This is a genomic window from Acinetobacter sp. RG5 (assembly GCF_031844265.1).
GTDB lineage: Bacteria > Pseudomonadota > Gammaproteobacteria > Pseudomonadales > Moraxellaceae > Acinetobacter.
Genome location: NZ_JAUZUV010000001.1, coordinates 190,280 through 206,825 on the forward strand (window position 1 = coordinate 190,280; position 16,546 = coordinate 206,825).

Sequence of the window (16,546 nt, forward strand, 5' to 3'; positions counted from 1 at the left end):
CTCATCATAAAACAAAAAAGCGGGAAATTCCCGCTTTTTCATGATGATTTTAACTACTTAGACTTCGCGTACGCCAGTCAAATCCACTGAGGCTGCATCAATATTGACATCAATATAATTGCTTTCTTTCATGGCACTGTCACTACGTTTTTGCTGAAGATCATCCAGATATTGCGCATCAATACCGCCCGAAACATAGATGCCATCAAACACTGAACAATCAAAGTCTTTGACATCCGGTACTTTGGTGGTTCTTACCGCATCTTTCAAATCTTCCAGATCCTGGAAAATCAGACGGTCAGCACCAATAATTTCACGGATTTCTTCCACGCTACGTTCCGATGCAATCAGCTCAGATTTCGCCGGCATATCAATACCGTAAACGTTTGGATATTTCACCATCGGTGCTGCAGAAGCGAAGAATACTTTTTTCGCACCAGAATCACGAGCCATCTGGATAATTTCATTACAGGTCGTACCACGGACAATCGAGTCATCCACCAACAGTACGTTTTTACCTTTAAACTCAAGCTCAACCGGGTTCAGTTTTTGACGTACCGATTTTTTACGCAGCTGCTGACCAGGCATAATGAAGGTCCGGCCGATATAACGGTTTTTCATGAAACCTTCACGGAATTTCACGCCCAACATATTGGCAAGTTCTAGCGCTGAAGTACGTGAAGTATCCGGAATCGGAATCACCACATCAATATCATGCTCTTCACCCCACTCACGCAGAATTTTTTGCGCCAGCTTCTCACCCATTTTCAAACGTGCTTTATACACCGAGATTCCATCAATGATGGCATCTGGACGGGCAAAATAAACATATTCAAAAATACAAGGACGGTATTCAGCATTCGCCGCACATTGCTTGGTAAAAAAATTACCTTCTAAATCAATAAATACCGCTTCACCAGGCAAAATATCACGCTCAACTTTAAAGCCCAGCGCAGTAATCGCAACAGATTCAGAAGCAATGATATATTCCATACCCTGTTCAGTTTCACGTGAACCGTAGATCAGTGGACGAATACCATTTGGATCACGGAAGCCTACCAGTCCCTGACCGGTAATCATCGCCACCACACCATAAGCGCCTTTGCAACGCTCATGCACACGCGTCACCGCATGGAAAATATCTTCCGACGTCGGTACCAATTTGCCATGTTTTTGCAATTCATGCGCAAACACGTTTAACAGGACTTCCGAATCAGAATCGGTGTTCATATGACGCAAGTCAGTTTTGAACAGGTCATCATGAATTTCTTCAGCATTGGTCAGGTTACCATTATGTGCCAAGGTAATCCCGTACGGCGAGTTCACATAAAACGGCTGTGCTTCAGCACTGCTCGATGAACCGGCTGTTGGATAACGCACATGACCAATACCGTAATTTCCTTTCAAAGCACGCATATGACGGGTATGGAATACATCACGCACCATACCATTGTCTTTGCGCAGGAATAAACGTCCTTCATCACATGTCACGATCCCAGCTGCATCTTGTCCACGATGTTGTAACATCGTTAATGCATCAAACAACATTTGGTTAACGGGTGATTTACCAGCTATACCAACTACTCCACACATAGCAACCTCGCAGACAAGCTAGGATTAATAAAAAGGATTATTTGTAGACTCATCTGCAGCTCCAGACTTGGACGATGTTTCAGATGATGAAGCTGAAGGTTTCGATGCCCCTTCAGGCTTGATATGTTGTAGTGCACCATTCGCGGCTTCTTTCGACATTTGCGTCGCCCAAGGCGCATAAGGCAATAAAGCTTGAATAAACTTGGACTGTTTCCAGTGTGGTGAGCTTTCTACCCACGGGCCAATCCCCTGCATGGTAATCAGGACAATCAGCAGACCTTTCAGGCTACCAAAGACACCACCTGCCAGACGGTTGAGAGGACCCAGCTTGAGACTCTTTAAAATACGGTTCAACAGTGCAGTAACGCTCCAGGTCAGAACTACGATCAGCAGGACGATAAAAGCGAAGGCCGCAATCTTTTGTACGACTGGATCTGTACTCAGAGCAACCATAGACGGCGCAAGTAGTGTTGAATATTTTGCCGCAATAATCAGGGCAAATATCCATCCCACTAAGTTCGCAAAGGCTTTAATAAATCCTTGACGCAAACCGTTGAGCCCTCCAATGAGCAAGATAATCAGTAGAAAGATATCAATGGCATTCATAGGATTTAAAGTGCGTCTACACAATCTTTTACAAGTTTAGGGCCAGTATAAATGAGGCCACTATAAATTTGTACAAGGCTGGCACCTGCCTGTTTCTTGGCAGCAGCATCTGCACCCGAAAGAATACCACCCACACCAATCAATGGGATTTGTCCTTTTAATACCGCAGCAAATGCAGCCAGACATGCGGTACTTTTCTCAAATACTGGCGCGCCAGACAAACCGCCCGCTTCCTCTGCATGCTCCAAACCCTCTACGCCTTCACGTGACAGCGTGGTATTGGTCACGATCAGGCCATCAATCTTGAACCGCAATAACTGCTTGGCAATAAAGGCAATATCGCTGTTATCCAGATCAGGCGCCACTTTGAGTACCAAAGGTACATAATGCTGGTATTCCTGAGCCAATTCAAGCTGACGCTTCTTCAATGTTTCCAGCAGTTCGGTGAGTGCATCACCACTTTGCAGGCTGCGCAGGTTTTTGGTATTGGGAGAAGAAATGTTGACGGTAATATAAGAAGCATAATTATAGACTTTTTCTAAACAGATGAGGTAATCATCTACTGCTTTTTCTACCGGAGTATCAGCGTTTTTACCGATATTGATACCGAGAATACCTTTAAATTTGGCCGCTTTGACATTTTCAACCAGCCGATCCACGCCATCATTATTAAAACCCATACGGTTAATAATGGCTTTGGCCTGTGGCAAACGGAATAAACGCGGATGAGGATTACCGGCTTGCGGTCGCGGGGTAATGGTACCAATTTCAATAAAACCAAAACCTTGACCGGCAAGGGCGTCAATATAGGCACCATTTTTGTCCAAACCTGCCGCAAGACCTACCGGATTGGGAAATTCGATTCCCATACAGGTCACAGGTTTCGCAGCAACGTTTTGACGCATCAAACCCATTTTATGGGATGATTTCAATAGTGATAATGTCAGCTCATGTGCACGCTCTGGTGCTAAAGAAAACAACAAAGGGCGGGCTAGAGAATACAACATATCCAGAAAAGTCTACTGCTTTTTAAGTCGGCATATTATAGGCATAGGCTGACAAAAAAACCATGCTTTGCAAATCTTTATTTTTACCGTTTATTGTATGGTCGCCGTTAATTTAATCTGTCCTGCCTCATTATTTAGTTCCATTTTCTCGATACTTAGCCCCATTTGTGCCAACTGAGTCAGGAAATTTGCCAGTACTGCATAATTTTCATGCATGACCGCCAATTGAATTTTTCCTTCCATTTGCTGAGAAGCCACCGACAATCCTTGCTGCTGTGCGACCCGCTGTACTTTTTCTGCAGCATCCAGTTGCGTGTCCCCAGCCGGTTTCATGGTTACTGCATTACTTTGCATCCAGACAATGGTATCTTTCAGCTGATTTAAGCGTTTTTGCTGGGTGTCTGCCGCCTGATGCATATACCAGAGTGCAGAACCGACTGCCGCCACAATTACAAAAACAGTGGTAAAAATCACCAATACCCGTTCACGTACCGACAGGCTGTCCAGATAATCGCTCAGCTTTTCAAAAGACTGATCCATACGATTTTGTAGCGCTTCAATGCCTTTCATTATTGAATCCTCACCAGTCCGATTGCTGCTGTTCCGCTGGCCTGAATATTCCCCAGCTCCACCTTAAAGCCTTGCTGGCTTAATTGTGTGGTCAGTGCATTTAACGTTTCTGATGAATTGGCTTTAAGTTCCATACTGAGCACAGAAGCATCATAATTCACCCGTTGTGCCACAATCTGATTTTGCATCAAGACTGGTCCCACCCGACTAATCAGCTGCAATGCGTGTGTATCTGCAATCTGGCTTTGACGCAACTGCCCTTCAAACTGACTTTTGATATTCTGCTCAGTCACCGGATAATTCTGTCCAAACCAGTATTTAAACTGGTCGATGGCTTGCGCGGCGGTCTGATTCGCCACTTTCTTATATTGATACCAGCGCACAGCATCATAACTAAACTGCAATGCCAAAATACCCAGAAAAACCGCCGCGCAGGCTTTCCAATAACCGGAAATAGCACCATCAGATTTTGCTTTAGGCAATATATTAAACGGATGCTGTTTTGGTTTTTTCAGTACAGGAATTCCATATTGGAAAGACTCCAGTTGCTCCTGAGTGATGAGTGCTTCAAGACTACGCAACTGCTCCTGATTCAGGTTGCTCACCTTATAGCTGAGGTCCTTGGACTGATAATCCAGATAAAGGCTTAGATCATCCAGCGACTGACCGATATATTCCGACTCGCGCACCAGCAAACGCCCACCAATTTGAGCAATCACACGCTGATTGGCATCAGGAACCGGCAGCACTAAAAAGTCCGGCAACAAAGCTGCTAGCTTGACCGGGATCAGGCTTAAAGCATGTTGCAAGGTCTCAAGCGTAGAATTCGCAATTCCCATAATGCTGATCTGATCCGGCTGTTGAAAATGATGCAGCACTTTCATGGCATCTACCGGCAGCACCACATATTCTTCGAGCAAATATTTGATGCCATCATTGCCCATTTTCTTATATTGGCTCTTAGGCAAGGTCTGCTGCAAAATTTGCACATGACGGCTCGGAAAAAACACCACCGCCTCTTCGCCATGATGAGCCTGTATATCCTGAATCAGCTGCTCAAGTGTGACTGCAGTGTTCCAGAATTCCCCAGTTGACCATTGCCAAACCCCATTGGCTTCAGGCATCCATAAATACAACATCGATTGTGTTCTGCCGTTTTAATAAATTTTTTATAGTGTAGGAATAAAGCTTTTTATCTGTGTGGATAAGCCAGGGGCAATCACCGCCTGATCATAAATGCGTGCTTCTGCCAATGCATAGGGATGAAAAGATTCAGCCAGCAGAATGGAAGACATATGGGCCACCACATTCATATGACACACCACTGCAATCGACTCATAAGGCAGTTGCGATAACCATTCCACTGCGACCTTAGCATCATCATCCGGTTTGATCGTATTACAGATCACCACCGGCACATCTTTAAAATAATGCTGCAAATGTGCCAGAGTTTCCTGCGCACGCAATAACGGACTGACCACAAAGACTTCAGGCTTAATCAGATCCTTTAAGAACTGTGAAGTCTGCTCAGCCTGTTGATGACCACGCTCCGTTAAAGGTCGCTTGGTGTCATTACCATTGACCGGTGGTGCGGCCTCGCCATGTCGAACTAAAGTCAGTTGCATTTGATTTCCTTATATTCTTTTGCCTGCATGATAAGCAGCGAATATGACAATTCGCAGACAGTCCCTGTGTTATAGATCAGACTTGATGATGTGGCAAGACAAATTCAACATCACTGCGATGACCGTTTTTCATCAATGACAATGCAATATTGAGTGGCGGCGCACCTTCAAAAATCACATCATACAAGGCCGAGGTAATCGGCATATACACATCGAGCTCTTCCGAACGTGCCTTGACCTGTACAATGGTATTAATCCCTTCTGCCGTTTGCCCCAACTCAGTCGTTGCCTGCTCCAAGGTTTTACCTTTACCAAGCGCATAACCCACCTGATAATTACGGCTAAGAGGGCTGCTACAGGTAGCGAACAAATCACCCACACCTGAAAGCCCAAGGAAAGTCAGCGGATTAGCACCGAGTTTTACTGCAAAACGGCTCATTTCGGCCAAAGCACGGGTCAGGATCATACTCTTGGTATTTTCACCCACGTTATACGCAGCAGCCATGCCCATCGCGACAGCATAGATATTTTTTAATGCGCCCCCGAGTTCTACCCCATTCACATCATCACTGGCGAATACGCGGAACAAGGCACTATGTAAGGCTTGTTGTACGGCATAACGCACCAGCTCGGACTGGCTGGCAATCACGGTTCCTGCTGGCTGTCCTGCCACAATTTCTTTGGCCAGATTCGGTCCTGATAACACACCATAAGGCACTTCAGGCAACACTTCACGAATAATATCGCTCATGAAACTAAAGGTTTTGGCTTCAATACCCTTGGTCAGCGAGATCACGGCTTGCGACGTAATAAAAGGTTTGATTTGCTGCAAGACATCCCGAAAGGAATGACTCGGAATAGCGACTAAAATAATATCGCGATCACGCACAGCCTGTTCCAGATCTGACACCGCTAGCAGATTTTCTTCTAACTTAAAATCTGGCAAATAGCGTTTATTGATATGGGTGGCATTAATATCTGCCGCAACTGCTTCATCACGAATCCAGATCATGGTATTGCAACCATTACGCACTGCAGTATTGGCCATTGCAGTACCAAAGCTGCCCCCACCCAATACCGTTACTCTTAAAGCTGTCTTATGATCAACTGCAACCGGTTCTACCAGTTTTGAAAAATTTAATTCTGACATCTTATTTTTTAATATCCTGTTATACCGTGCCAACTAGCTGTTCTGGTTCCAGTAACTTACAAAATCACCGGTTCGAATCTCTGCGCGTGCTGGAATTGCTTTTGCGGCAGTGCCAATATAAATAATACCTGAGACCAGATCGTCTTTTGAAATTCCCAATGCCTGCTTAAACAGGCTAGACTCGACTACAGCCCCACTACGCCACATGGTCGAGAAACCCTGAACCTGAAGTGACAATAGAAAATTCTGAATCGCTGCACCTGAACTGAGAATTTGTTCAAAATGCGGAACTTTAGGATGATCCTGCAAACGCGTTAAGGCAAGTACCAGTAAAGGCGCACGAAATGGATGATTCTTGACCCGCTCAATCTGCGCTGTTTCAGTTTCACCCAAATCGATGAGCGCCTGCGACAGCAATTCTCCAAAGGCTTCACGTTGGTCATCAGGAATCACAACAAATGTGGTAGGCTTGAGTCGATGATGATCGGGTGCAGTTAATGCCGCCTGAAAGGCTTTTTCCAGTTGTTCTGCATTCGGTGCCGGTGCCAGCAGATGACCAATCGATTGCCGTTGGTGAATATTTTGATGAACGATGTCAATCGCAGATTCCGTCATTGCCTTGTATATCTACACTTAAAAACCATACTCAAGATTAGCATATTCAAAGAAAAATACGCTAGAAACTTCATAGCGATTCAGCACGCTCATCACTACTTGAAAATAAACTTGCTTGGTTTTTCAATCCTGTACTGCTCTATTTTTCACCTAAGTCACATAGAGCTATACCAAAAATTGCCAAACCTATACAACAGCTACAAAATCTGCGCTGCTTGCTGTGTTGAAATATTCAGCATCCTATTTATTCGAGATTTCATGATGAAAAAAACAATCGCTTTCAGCGGATTAGCTATTTCCGCATTACTGCTTACTGCATGTGCATCAAACCCGACTGCATTGGCAGTGCAAAAGGAAAATAACCAGTACGAAGTGACCGGATTAGGTAAAAATCAACTGACCTCGAAAAACAACGCGATTACTGCGGCCAATAAAGCCTGTGGCTCTCGATCAACCCCAATTATTGTGGATGAAAAGACAGCTTATAACGGCGCTTTAAAAGGCGTGGTCGATGAACAAACAGGTCAGATGATTCAGGCAGCGGCTACCGTTCTCGGGAATATCGCAGGTACCAATACCGGTTTAAACCAGAATGATGATTATCAGACGGTGCTTACATTTCGCTGTCAGGCCAAATAAGCCTTAAACCACAGCGCAATAAAAAACCGCTCTTCAAGAGCGGTTTTTCTATGGTCTGGATTAGCAGTAACCTTCCAGGCGGGTCAAAGGCAATTTTTGCCCAATGGCTTTTTCAATTTCTGGCAGATAGAACGCATCATCTTCTGCAAGGAAACTGATACTCACACCACTGGTTCCCGCACGACCGGTACGGCCAATACGATGCACATAATCATCCGACTGTTCCGGCAAGGTGAAGTTCACTACATGCGATACACCATCAACATGAATGCCACGACCTGCAACATCTGTTGCAATCATGATGTTATGTTTACCATTTTTGAACTGGTCCAGCATTTTCAGGCGTTTGTCCTGAGCAATTTCGCCCGACAACATCACCACCTTATAACCATCACGTTTTAAATGATCATAAAGTTTGCGCACCTGATCACGACGGTTGGCAAAAATCATGACTTTTTCAATCGGCTCATCACGCAGGATTTCTTGCAACAATTTATATTTGTCCGCCTTGGCGACCATATAAACCCGCTGCTCGACATCGGCATTGGTTTTCTTTTCCGGTTCAATTTCAACTGTGACCGGTTCAAATAACCATTGTTGTGCAAGATTCAGCACATCGTAGCTGAAAGTTGCAGAGAACATTAAAGTCTGACGTTGTTCTTTACGCGGCGAGAAACGCACAATGCGCTTTACTGAAGGAATAAAGCCCATATCTAGTAAGCGGTCGGCTTCATCAATGACCAAAAATTCAATCTGATCCAGCCAGACTTCTTTTTGTTCTACAAAATCGATCAAACGACCCGGTGTAGCCACCATAATATCGACAGGCGCTTTATTAAGCTGGTTCTTTTGCTTGTCAAAATCCACACCACCCAGCAAGGTCACCACATTGAGACCAGCATATTTCGCCAGATCCTGTGCATCGCTTTCGATCTGTAACGCCAGTTCACGGGTCGGTGCCAAAATCAGCGCACGTGGCTCACCACGATAGCGTTGTTCCTGAATCGGATTATCTAACAGATCATTCATGATACTAATTAAAAAGGCCGCAGTTTTGCCTGTACCTGTCTGTGCACGGCCAATGGCATCATGTCCTGCCAGCGTGAATTTCAAAACCTTCTGCTGGATAGGCGTCATGGTGGTAAAGCCTAAAGCATCAATCGCTTTTTTTAGATTGGGATGTAAATTTAAGGTTTCAAAACCAGATGACATAAAGCGGTGCTCTAATTGGGTAATCACTAAGATAGGGATAGTATAAACAAAAAACGCCCCAAGTTATATTGGAGCGTTTTCTTTTTAGCTTAATCCGAAGATTAGTCTAATGGTTGAACTTCTTCAGCTTGAAAGCCTTTTTGGCCTTTAACAACACTGAATTCAACACGTTGGCCGTCACGAAGTGAACGGTGACCGTCACCTTGGATAGCACGGAAATGAACGAATACGTCATCGCCGCCATTACGTTGAATAAAGCCGAAGCCTTTAGTATCGTTAAACCACTTAACTACGCCTTGTTCGCGAGCAGCTGTCATAAGTTAATCCTCATTGAAACTAAAAGAAGGACCACCCGGTGTTGCAAACAGCAGAGCAAACAAGTTTGAAAATATTATTTTTAAGCTTGTAATCATTCTGTAAAACTATCAACAAAATCCCGGTTACATCCATTTATGTAATAGGGTGAAAAACAATCACTTTGTTTATTCAAAGTCCCAAATACGCAATGAGCTTAACATGGGTTTATCACAATTAATAGATTTTTTTTAGCATGTTCTGTTTGATTTAGTTATTTTTTTCATGAAAATTGTCAAAAGACTTTATAAAGTCATTTAGATCTTCTTTTTCTGAAACCAGTTTGGTTCTGGCATCATATTTGCTACTATTTATAGCCTTTTCTGCTATCTAAATAAAACCGCAATGTCCGAATATCCAGCGCAATTCAGCCTTATAGACGCTATGGGAAAACCGTGCCCGATGCCGCTATTAATGTTAAAGCGCGCACTAAAGGCCGGAAATCAGAAAACATTCCTGCTGAAATCATCTGATCCGCATAGCCAGACAGATGTCAGCCGCTATTGTCAGCTGCATCAGCTCAAGCTTGAATTTAAAAAAATTTCTGATACAGAGTTTCACTACTTAATTGAATCTTAAAAATTTTCAATTAAACTGTTGATCTTCACTTTCGTATACTTTTTTACATTTCTCTACCCAAATATCCATTATTTGCGAAGAGATTGGATTAAGATAAAACCTAGTTTAGGGTTATCCCGCACTTCAAGGAGAACACATGAGTGACAGCCGCAATCAGTTAATGCCCCTGTCATTATCGGCGCCAGGTGTCAACCTCGGTGCTTATATCAGCACTGTCAATCAGATTCCGATTTTAACGGCCGAACAAGAAAAAGAGTTGGCTGAACGCTATTATTATGACCAAGATTTAGATGCAGCGAAAATGCTGGTCATGTCGCATTTGCGTTTTGTAGTACATATTGCGCGTAGTTATGCAGGTTATGGTTTGCCACAAGGCGACCTGATTCAGGAAGGCAACCTGGGCCTGATGAAAGCTGTAAAACGTTTTGACCCGAATATGGGCGTACGTCTGGTGTCATTTGCCGTGCACTGGATCAAGGCGGAAATTCACGAATATGTGATCCGTAACTGGCGTATTGTGAAAATCGCCACCACTAAAGCGCAACGTAAACTGTTCTTTAATCTGCGCAGCCTGAAGAAATCATCGAAAAAGTTGACGCTCGCAGAAGCACAGTCGATTGCCAATGATTTAAATGTCACACCAGAACAAGTACTGGAAATGGAAGGCCGTCTGACGGCGTATGATGCGGCTTTTGATGCATCAAGCGATGACGATGATGAAGGTTCCACCCATGTGGCACCAGCGTTATATCTTAAAGATAATCGTTATGACCCGGCTCGTCTGATTGAAAATGAAGATTATGAGGAGCAAAGCACCTCTGCCCTGCATGAAGCCATGGATCAGCTAGATGATCGTTCACGTAATATCTTGCAGCGTCGCTGGCTAGATGACGAGAAATCGACCCTGCATGAGCTTGCAGCCGAATATAATGTTTCTGCGGAACGTATTCGTCAGCTGGAAAAAAATGCCATGGAAAAAATTAAAGTGGCGATGTCATCCAATTAACACCAAATTCTGTTACTGATTTACCTCGAAAAAGCCTTCTTTGATGAAGGCTTTTTTATGTCCGCATTTTGAATTTATGCTAAGGTTGAGCGCAAACTTTATCAGGAAGATCAATTCAAATGTGGATTGCGATTTCAGCACTTAATTTGGCACTTGCAGTCATGCTCGGTGCTTTTGGTGCACATGGTTTAAAAGCGCGGGCGACTGAAGCACAGCTCGGCTGGTGGCAAACAGCAACGGATTATTTTTTCTATCATGCCTTAGGACTACTGATTCTTTCTTTACTGGCGAAAGTCATTCCTGCATTGCCCATTCAATGGAGCTTCGGTCTGATTCAGGTCGGCATTTTACTGTTTTCTGGCTCACTGTATATCATGGCCTTAGGATTACCCCGCGGTTTAGGTGCTATTACGCCCATCGGCGGGGCTTTAATGATTGCCGGATGGTTAATTCTGGCCTGGAATGCTTTAAAATACGCCAGATAAGTTTGAACAACACTTAATCATGGAGGGTTGCTAGAATGATGATTTACATCAATGGCGAACAACAGGAAACTCACTGCAAGAATCTGCTGGAACTGATTCAGAGTATGGCGCTTGAGGGTAAGCGTTTTGCAGTTGAAGTCAATGAAATGATTATTCCTAAAAGCAGATTGGGCGATACGCCAATTTGCGATACAGACAAAATAGAAATTATTCACGCGGTCGGTGGCGGCTAATACTCGGGACAATTATGCAAGATTTATTACAGATTGGTTCACGCCAATTCCAGTCACGCCTTTTGGTAGGCACAGGCAAATACAAAGATTTAAATGAAACTCAGCAGGCCATTGAAACCAGTGGTGCAGAGATTGTCACTGTCGCTATTCGCCGTGTCAATATTGGCCAAGATCCTGACCAGCCGAACCTGCTGTCAGTCATTCCTCCGGAAAAATATACCATTTTGCCGAATACCGCAGGTTGCTTCGATGCCAATAGTGCCGTCCGCACCTGTATGCTGGCGCGTGAGTTGCTCGATGGCCACAATCTGGTCAAACTTGAAGTTTTGGGTGATGAAAAGACACTTTATCCAAACGTAACCGAAACACTGAAAGCTGCGCGCACCTTGATTGACGATGGCTTTGAGATCATGGTTTATACCTCGGATGATCCGATCGTGGCGCAAGAGCTGGAAAGCATGGGCTGTGTTGCGATTATGCCATTGGGTAGCCTGATTGGTTCTGGTCTGGGCATTCTGAATCCACATACCCTGTCAATCATCAAGGAAAATGCCAAAGTTCCTGTCCTAGTCGATGCCGGTGTCGGTACAGCGAGTGATGCCGCGATTGCGATGGAACTGGGTTGTGATGGTGTACTCATGAATACAGCGATTGCAGCTGCACAAAATCCGGTATTAATGGCATCTGCGATGAAAAAAGCCGTTGAAGCAGGCCGAGAAGCTTTTCTTGCAGGCCGTATGCCGCGTAAGCGTATGGCCAATGCCAGCTCACCGGAAACCGGCTATTTCTTTAAATAAATTTTCATGAACAAAAATAAAGGACTCAATTGAGTCCTTTATTTTTGTTTTTAGTTAAGGAATCAGACCTTCATCACGCATAGCAATCTGTACAGACTGACGTTCTGCCACTTTATTACGGATATGAATAATATTTTTATATGGACTCAAATCATGCTCAATCTGGTTCGACCAGTTGGTCAAGACAAATAGATAGGCATCCGCAGGGCCAAAGTTATCATCCACCAGATAATCATTGTCCGATTCACCAATCGCTTTATCGATATAACTCAATAGACGATCAACCTCTGCATAGGCTTTTTTCTTTTCATCGTCGGATAACTTGCCACCGAAGAACACCGCATAGGCATCATGTAGTTCAGAGTTCAGATAACCTAGCCATTCAAGTACCTTGGCACGTCCCATGCCCGATGGCGGAATCAGATCTTGTTTTGGATCGTGTTGAGCAAGAAACGGTAGAATCGCCACATTTTCTGTCAGGATCAGACCAGGGTTAATTTCTAACGCTGGTACATAACCTTTAGGATTAACTTCGTAATAATCCGTACCTTTTTCTGTTTTATGTGTTTTTAAATCAACACGTTCCAAATCAAAATCGACATTAATTTCATTTAAAATAATATGTGCTGCCAGTGAGCAGGCACCTGGTGAATAGTAAAGCTTCATTTCTGATCCTTGTTATACACTTCTCAATGTTTTAAATCGCTTCTGACAAACTTTCAAGTGATCAAACCTGTAAATTGCAAAAAAGCGTAACTGTGATCTCAAGACAGTTACTCATTCAATATTCAGGATATTCCGGGCTTTTGCAAGTCAATCTTGTGTAGATTTTTATCTCTATCTGTTTAACATACACAGGTTTTCCAAATATAGATGATATTTCGTGATTAGCCTGAAAAAAGAAGAATGGTTTTCCAATATCCGCACAGATGTACTGGCAGGTCTGGTGGTAGGACTTGCCCTGATTCCTGAATCAATTGCCTTCTCTGCTATTGCCGGTGTCGATCCGCAAGTCGGTTTATATGCCTCTTTCTGTATTGCGGTCTCGATTGCCTTTTTTGGCGGCCGTCCTGCCATGATCTCTGCGGCTACAGGCGCAATGGCGCTTTTGATGATTACCTTGGTAAAAGAACATGGTCTGCAGTATCTGCTGGCTGCCACAATTCTGACCGGCATCATTCAGGTCATTGCCGGCTATTTTAAAGTCGCTAAATTAATGCGCTTTGTATCGCAGGCTGTGGTCTATGGATTTTTAAATGCGTTAGCGATCCTGATATTCGTGGCACAAATTCCGGAAATTAACCGGATGGATAGCACTGGTTATCTGTTTATTGCGATTGGTCTGGCAATTATTTATCTGTGTCCGTATATCCCTAAAATCGGTAAAGCCATTCCCTCACCTTTGATCTGTATTATAGTTTTAAGCGGACTGGCGCTGTTGTTGGGTGCAGATATGCGTACCGTGAGCGATCTGGGACAATTCCCGGATACTTTGCCGGTATTCCTGATTCCAGAAATTCCACTCAATCTGGAAACCTTGCAAATTATCCTGCCTTATTCCTTTACCTTGGCGACTGTCGGTTTGCTAGAAAGCATGATGACCACTACGGTCATTGATGAAGTGACCGGAACTGAAGGTGACCGTCATCAGGAATGTCGTGGTCAGGGGATGGCCAATATTGTCAGCGGCTTTATGGGTGGGATGGCCGGTTGTGCCATGATCGGCCAGTCAATTATCAATGTGTCTTCAGGGGCACGTACCCGTTTATCGACTCTGGTCGCTGGCGTGTTTCTGCTGTGTCTCGTGGTTTTTTTGAAAGACTGGCTGGCTTATATCCCAATGGCAGCGCTGGTTGCGATCATGATTATGGTGGCATTTACCACCTTTCAATGGGGAGCAATCAAGCAATTCAGCAAACATCCGCCAGAATTTAATACCGTGATGATTGCCGTGATTATTGTCGTGCTTGCCACTCATAATCTGGCGCTTGGTGTATTTGTCGGCGTATTGCTCTCTGCCCTGTTCTTTATTAATAAACTGGAAAGAACTATACATGTCTATACGTATTTAAATACGGTCAATTCACGTAGCTATATTATTTCCGGACAGATATTCTTCAGCAGTACAGAAAAATTCTATCAGTTCTTTGATTTTAAGGAAAAGCTTGAGCATGTCGAACTCGATTTAACCCACGCGCATATCTGGGATGTGACCTCAGTGAACATGTTGAATAATGTGATCCAGAAATTTAAAGCCCAAAATATAGACGTAACAGTGATCGGTTTAAATGAAGCCAGCAGTACACTGATTGACCGGTTTAGTAGCTGATGAACGGTGATTAATAAAAGAGCCTCAATTGGCTCTTTTATTTTATCTGGAAGATCTCGCCAATTTTTATGGAGAAATACCGAGAAAAGTTTGACTTGCTCGGCTCAGGACTTAAAATACCGCATTCTGAATTTTTAGATTTGCCAAAGTTATGTCGAACGATCAATTAGACCAGCAAGTCGTGGAGCTGGAAAACTTAAGCGAGCACCGTGAAATCGTGACGTTTATGCGCCGCTCAATGCCGCTAAACACCTCTCAACGTACTGCGCTTGAACAATATGGTCACTTAATTTTGGAATATCCAGTCGGTGATTTGCGTGAGCACTTTGAACATCCTGAACGTCCTTTGACTGTAGAAATCGGTTTTGGTATGGGCCGTTCACTGGTATTGATGGCCAAAGCCAATCCTGAGCGAAACTTTGTCGGGATTGAGGTCCATGTACCTGGAATTGCGCAGTGCGTGTATGAAGCAGGTGTTGAAGGCCTAACGAACTTACGTGTGCTGGATGCTGATGCAATTCAGGTATTACGTGAAATGCCAGACAATAGTATCAATACTGTGCAATTGTATTTCCCGGATCCATGGCAGAAAAAGCGTCATTTTAAACGCCGTTTTGTTTCGCATGACCGTATGCCACTGGTGGAGCAAAAGCTAGAACTTGGCGGAACTTTCCATGCTGCAACGGACTGGGAACCGTATGCGGAATGGATGATTGAAGTATTGGAAGAACGTCCACGACTGGAAAATCTGGCGGGCAAAGGCAACAGCTACCCTCGTCCGGAATGGCGTCCGCAAACCAAGTTTGAACGTCGCGGCATCGAAGCCGGTCACAAGATTAATGATTTTATCTTCAAGAAAATTTCTTAATCTAAGACTCAAAAAAGCGCTGATTATTCAGCGCTTTTTTATGGGAAAAATTTGCCTTTGAACCCTGCTCCGTAGGTGAATCATTCGCTTCTTCATTTCTGATGACGCGTGAGAATCTGCTGGCTCAACAACTGATAGACATTTTTCAAATCTTCTCGCTGCATATTGGATAACATCTGCTGATGCATATTCAAAATATTCTGATCACCACGCATCGCTGGGCCGGTCTGCATTTTTTTGGGATCATTCTGCGTGGCTTTATTGGCAGTTTCCAGCATCAAGGGATACAACAAACTGAAATCGACCTGTTGTGCATCCACTACCTGCTTGGCCATATCATAACAATAATTGGCAAAGTTACAGGCAAATACCGCTGCAAGATGCAAACTGAGACGTTGACTAGAACTATAAGTATAAACACGATTGCTTAGGCTATTTGCCAGTTCTAATAACAGGATTTGGTCCTGTTCATTCACCGCCTCAATAAATAGTGGCGTCTGCTGCCAATCAATCTGGCGTTCCAGACTAAAGGTCTGTAAAGGATAAAATACGCCTGCACGCACATGCACATTTTTCAGTAAATCGAGATGGGTACTGCCAGAGGTATGTACGATCAGGTTCTGCTGCAAATGCGGATGAATCCGTTCAATGACGCTGGCAATCGACTGATCACTGACCGCGATAATGACCAGATCCACCTCATGACTCAGCTGTTCAGGTCGAGCGATGGCCTGAGCGTTGAATTGCTCAGCCAGTTGCTGTGATTTTTCTAGGGTTCGACTGTAGATCTGTACGATCTCATGTTGTGCTGAAAATACACGGGCAAGATGATATGCCACTCGCCCTGCCCCAATCATACTGATCCGCATCTTGTGCTG

The 16,546-nt window shown here is 44.1% G+C and carries 20 protein-coding genes; 8 read left to right on the forward strand and 12 right to left on the reverse strand.

All coding sequences use genetic code 11. The features are described from left to right. Positions 1–57: 57 nt before the first annotated feature. The 8 genes from purF to Q9R21_RS00975 form a co-directional block, all read right to left on the reverse strand. A complete protein-coding gene (gene purF, locus Q9R21_RS00940; protein ID WP_004729956.1) occupies positions 58–1,593 on the reverse strand; it encodes an amidophosphoribosyltransferase in 1,536 nt (511 codons plus the stop codon). Positions 1,594–1,617: 24 nt separating this feature from the next. Then, a complete protein-coding gene (locus Q9R21_RS00945) occupies positions 1,618–2,199 on the reverse strand; it encodes a CvpA family protein (protein ID WP_311203527.1) in 582 nt (193 codons plus the stop codon). Positions 2,200–2,204: 5 nt separating this feature from the next. Further along, positions 2,205–3,206, reverse strand: coding sequence for a quinone-dependent dihydroorotate dehydrogenase (locus Q9R21_RS00950; RefSeq protein ID WP_311203528.1), 1,002 nt, complete (start codon positions 3,204–3,206; stop codon positions 2,205–2,207). Positions 3,207–3,296: 90 nt separating this feature from the next. Then, positions 3,297–3,776, reverse strand: coding sequence for a type II secretion system protein GspM (gene gspM / locus Q9R21_RS00955; RefSeq protein WP_222112043.1), 480 nt, complete (start codon positions 3,774–3,776; stop codon positions 3,297–3,299). Beyond that, the gene (gene gspL, locus Q9R21_RS00960; RefSeq protein WP_311203529.1) at positions 3,776–4,915 is read right to left on the reverse strand and encodes a type II secretion system protein GspL; all 1,140 of its coding nucleotides are present in this window, start codon (positions 4,913–4,915) and stop codon (positions 3,776–3,778) included. Before gspL ends, gspM begins: the two co-directional genes overlap by 1 nt. 30 nt (positions 4,916–4,945) lie before the next feature. Continuing rightward, complete coding sequence (locus tag Q9R21_RS00965; protein ID WP_243474776.1) at positions 4,946–5,401, reverse strand: phosphoglycerate mutase family protein; 456 nt, start codon at positions 5,399–5,401, stop codon at positions 4,946–4,948. A 76-nt stretch (positions 5,402–5,477) separates the two neighbouring features. Further along, positions 5,478–6,551, reverse strand: coding sequence for an NAD(P)H-dependent glycerol-3-phosphate dehydrogenase (locus Q9R21_RS00970; RefSeq protein WP_311203530.1), 1,074 nt, complete (start codon positions 6,549–6,551; stop codon positions 5,478–5,480). 33 nt (positions 6,552–6,584) lie between these two features. Beyond that, on the reverse strand, positions 6,585–7,166 hold the full coding sequence (locus Q9R21_RS00975; RefSeq protein ID WP_311203531.1) for a nitroreductase family protein: 582 nt from the start codon (positions 7,164–7,166) through the stop codon (positions 6,585–6,587). 258 nt (positions 7,167–7,424) lie between these two features. On the opposite strand from Q9R21_RS00975, the gene Q9R21_RS00980 reads away from it, so the two are divergent. Continuing rightward, positions 7,425–7,805 (forward strand): hypothetical protein, encoded by a 381-nt coding sequence (locus Q9R21_RS00980; protein ID WP_004646604.1) that lies wholly within the window; start codon positions 7,425–7,427, stop codon positions 7,803–7,805. A 60-nt stretch (positions 7,806–7,865) separates the two neighbouring features. Here Q9R21_RS00980 and rhlB read toward each other — a convergent pair whose 3' ends face one another. Both rhlB and Q9R21_RS00990 read right to left on the reverse strand, forming a co-directional pair. After that, complete coding sequence (gene rhlB / locus Q9R21_RS00985; protein ID WP_219309661.1) at positions 7,866–9,017, reverse strand: ATP-dependent RNA helicase RhlB; 1,152 nt, start codon at positions 9,015–9,017, stop codon at positions 7,866–7,868. A 101-nt stretch (positions 9,018–9,118) separates the two neighbouring features. Beyond that, a complete protein-coding gene (locus tag Q9R21_RS00990; RefSeq protein ID WP_004280099.1) occupies positions 9,119–9,334 on the reverse strand; it encodes a cold-shock protein in 216 nt (71 codons plus the stop codon). Positions 9,335–9,716: 382 nt separating this feature from the next. Here Q9R21_RS00990 and Q9R21_RS00995 point away from each other — a divergent pair, with 382 nt between their 5' ends. The 5 genes from Q9R21_RS00995 (at position 9,717) to Q9R21_RS01015 (ending at position 12,471) form a co-directional block, all read left to right on the forward strand. Then, positions 9,717–9,950, forward strand: a complete 234-nt coding sequence (locus Q9R21_RS00995; RefSeq protein WP_004280100.1) for a sulfurtransferase TusA family protein — start codon at positions 9,717–9,719, stop codon at positions 9,948–9,950. Between the two features lie 136 nt (positions 9,951–10,086). Then, entirely contained in the window at positions 10,087–10,956 is an 870-nt protein-coding gene (gene rpoH, locus Q9R21_RS01000) for an RNA polymerase sigma factor RpoH (protein WP_311203532.1), read from the forward strand. Positions 10,957–11,075: 119 nt separating this feature from the next. Next, positions 11,076–11,441, forward strand: coding sequence for a DUF423 domain-containing protein (locus Q9R21_RS01005; protein ID WP_004280103.1), 366 nt, complete (start codon positions 11,076–11,078; stop codon positions 11,439–11,441). Positions 11,442–11,476: 35 nt separating this feature from the next. Next, entirely contained in the window at positions 11,477–11,674 is a 198-nt protein-coding gene (thiS, locus tag Q9R21_RS01010; protein WP_004280105.1) for a sulfur carrier protein ThiS, read from the forward strand. A 14-nt stretch (positions 11,675–11,688) separates the two neighbouring features. Next, positions 11,689–12,471, forward strand: a complete 783-nt coding sequence (locus tag Q9R21_RS01015; protein WP_004646601.1) for a thiazole synthase — start codon at positions 11,689–11,691, stop codon at positions 12,469–12,471. Between the two features lie 54 nt (positions 12,472–12,525). Here the strand turns inward: Q9R21_RS01015 and Q9R21_RS01020 are convergent, their stop codons facing one another. Next, complete coding sequence (locus tag Q9R21_RS01020; RefSeq protein ID WP_004646600.1) at positions 12,526–13,137, reverse strand: glutathione binding-like protein; 612 nt, start codon at positions 13,135–13,137, stop codon at positions 12,526–12,528. 217 nt (positions 13,138–13,354) lie between these two features. On the opposite strand from Q9R21_RS01020, the gene Q9R21_RS01025 reads away from it, so the two are divergent. Together Q9R21_RS01025 and trmB are read left to right on the forward strand one after the other, a co-directional pair. Beyond that, entirely contained in the window at positions 13,355–14,800 is a 1,446-nt protein-coding gene (locus Q9R21_RS01025) for a SulP family inorganic anion transporter (RefSeq protein ID WP_311203533.1), read from the forward strand. 151 nt (positions 14,801–14,951) lie between these two features. Further along, a complete protein-coding gene (trmB, locus tag Q9R21_RS01030; RefSeq protein ID WP_005104490.1) occupies positions 14,952–15,668 on the forward strand; it encodes a tRNA (guanosine(46)-N7)-methyltransferase TrmB in 717 nt (238 codons plus the stop codon). 92 nt (positions 15,669–15,760) lie between these two features. On the opposite strand, the gene Q9R21_RS01035 is transcribed toward trmB, so the two are convergent. Further along, positions 15,761–16,537 carry a Rossmann-like and DUF2520 domain-containing protein gene (locus Q9R21_RS01035; RefSeq protein ID WP_404976553.1) on the reverse strand — a complete coding sequence of 259 codons (777 nt, stop codon included), beginning with the start codon at positions 16,535–16,537 and terminating at the stop codon, positions 15,761–15,763. Positions 16,538–16,546 lie beyond the last annotated feature (9 nt).